The following is a 2,142-nucleotide window of genomic DNA, read 5'->3' as shown; positions in this document are numbered from 1 at the left end:
GACATCGCCCAAAGCTATGCCGAATATGGAGCAGCCTGTTTGTCCGTACTCACTGACAAACAGTTTTTTCAAGGCCAGGTGGACTACCTGAAACAAGCGCGTGCCTCCTGCCAGCTACCGGTGCTGCGCAAGGACTTCATCGTCGATGCCTACCAGGTCTATGAATCCCGCGCCATGGGAGCCGACTGCATCTTGCTGATCGCTGCCGCGTTGGACGATGGCCACATGGCCGAGCTGGAAGCCATTGCCCGCGCGTTGGACATGGCGGTACTGGTGGAAGTGCACGATGCGGCCGAGCTGGAGCGCAGCCTGAGGTTGAAAACCCCGTTGATCGGCATCAACAACCGCAATCTGCGCAGCTTTGAAGTCAGCCTGGACACCACGCTGATCCTGCAAAAAGACGTGCCCGCGGACCGCCTGCTGGTCACCGAAAGCGGCATTCTGACCACGGCCGACGTGCAGCGCATGCGCGACGCAAACATCCACGCCTTCTTGGTCGGCGAAGCCTTTATGCGCGCAGCCGACCCCGGCGTAGCGCTGGCCGGCCTGTTCGGCACCCACTAAAGCACCGGTCATGCCTCTTTTCCAAGAGGATTGTCTGCAAAGCTGGCCACCGGCTGCGACCAGCGTCGCACCCGACTGGCAGCCGTGCGTGGCGGACTTTCTGGCCTCGGCAGAAGGACTTCAGCTCAGCCAGTTTCTGAACCAGCGCCTGGCCCAAAAGGCCACGATCTATCCGCCACAGCCCTTGCGCGCCCTGGCCCTTACGCCACTGAGCACAGTCAAAGTGGTCATCCTGGGCCAGGACCCGTACCACGGCCCCGGCCAGGCGGAAGGACTGGCATTCTCTGTAGCGCCCGGCATCCAGCCACCGCCCTCGCTGCGCAACATCTTCAAGGAACTGCAACAAGAAGGCATGCGGCCCAGCACCCCGGGAGGGTCATTGGCCGCCTGGGCCGAGCAAGGCGTTTTGCTTCTCAATACCTGCCTGACGGTCGAGGGTGGGCTCCCCGCTAGCCATGCCAAACGCGGCTGGGAAACCTTGACCGACGCGGTCGTCACGCGTGTCGCACAGACCGCTCCGGTGTGCGCCTACCTGTTGTGGGGAGCGCATGCGCAAACCAAAGCGCCACTAGTCCGACAAGTCGCAGCAGACCATTGCAACCACATTCTGGTGCTGCAATCCAACCATCCATCGCCCCTCTCGGCTTTGCGCCCACCCACACCATTCCTAGGCTGCGGGCACTTTCAGCGCGCCAACGATTTTCTTACCCAGTCGGGCACCAAGGCCATCGACTGGACCCGCAAGGCATGAGACGTTCTCCTCACAAGAATTCAAAACCACGAGGCCAATGTCACCACAACGCGGTATGATCATAGGCTGTAAAGCGCAGAGATTCGAACTTAGCAAAAATCTCTGTGCTATAATTTGAGGCTTCGCCGGAGAGGTGGCCGAGTGGTTAATGGCAGCAGACTGTAAATCTGCCCTCTTACGAGTACGCTGGTTCGAATCCAGCCCTCTCCACCAGCGAAACGTTAGAAATGCCAGAAAAGGCAGCCAGGTTTTGAAAGTATTGACAAGCGGGTTTTGGCTTTGGCGTGAATTTTCGCCTTCGGTGTTTCGATGCCTGAATGCGGGAGTAGTTCAATGGTAGAACCCTAGCCTTCCAAGCTAATGACGCGGGTTCGATTCCCGCCTCCCGCTCCAAAGGCGTTTGTCAATAACAAGTTGAGGTTGTGTTGCTTCGGGTCTTCCGAAGCGGTGCAACAAGTGCCCATTTGGCTCAGTGGCAGAGCACTCCCTTGGTAAGGGAGAGGTCCCGGGTCCGATTCCCGGAATGGGCACCAGTATTTTGAAGGCGCACTGAATCCAGTAGGTGCGATGGTTGGGTAAATTTGGTTTATTTTTTTCGGAGCTCCTTGGAGAGTTGAAAAATGGGAAAAGAAAAGTTCACACGTACCAAGCCCCACGTCAATGTGGGCACGATCGGCCACGTTGACCATGGCAAAACCACGCTGACCGCTGCCATCACGACCGTGCTGGCAGCCAAGTTCGGTGGTACCGCCAAGGGTTACGACCAAATCGATGCGGCACCTGAAGAAAAAGCGCGCGGTATTACCATCAATACCGCCCACGTCGAA

The 2,142-nt window shown here is 58.1% G+C and carries 3 protein-coding genes and 3 tRNA genes; all 6 read left to right on the top strand.

Features of this window, described 5'->3' with window-relative positions; all coding sequences use genetic code 11:
* Positions 1-564 (top strand): indole-3-glycerol phosphate synthase TrpC (locus ABI213_RS19080; protein ID WP_348028252.1); only part of this gene is annotated, 564 nt, incomplete at its 5' end.
* 10 nt (positions 565-574) lie between these two features.
* Positions 575-1,315 (top strand): uracil-DNA glycosylase, encoded by a 741-nt coding sequence (locus tag ABI213_RS19075; protein WP_348005703.1) that lies wholly within the window; start codon positions 575-577, stop codon positions 1,313-1,315.
* Between the two features lie 127 nt (positions 1,316-1,442).
* Positions 1,443-1,528 (top strand) — tRNA-Tyr (locus ABI213_RS19070).
* A 106-nt stretch (positions 1,529-1,634) separates the two neighbouring features.
* Positions 1,635-1,708, top strand: a tRNA-Gly gene (locus ABI213_RS19065).
* Positions 1,709-1,773: 65 nt separating this feature from the next.
* Positions 1,774-1,848: transfer RNA gene (locus tag ABI213_RS19060), tRNA-Thr, on the top strand.
* An 87-nt stretch (positions 1,849-1,935) separates the two neighbouring features.
* Positions 1,936-2,142: GTP-binding protein (locus ABI213_RS19055; RefSeq protein WP_348028250.1), on the top strand; the 207-nt coding region annotated here is incomplete at its 3' end.

This window comes from Rhodoferax sp. (assembly GCF_039922535.1).
GTDB lineage: Bacteria > Pseudomonadota > Gammaproteobacteria > Burkholderiales > Burkholderiaceae_C > Rhodoferax_B.
The sequence above is the reverse complement of the archived record's forward strand: the minus strand, read 5'-3'. Positions and strand labels throughout refer to the sequence as shown.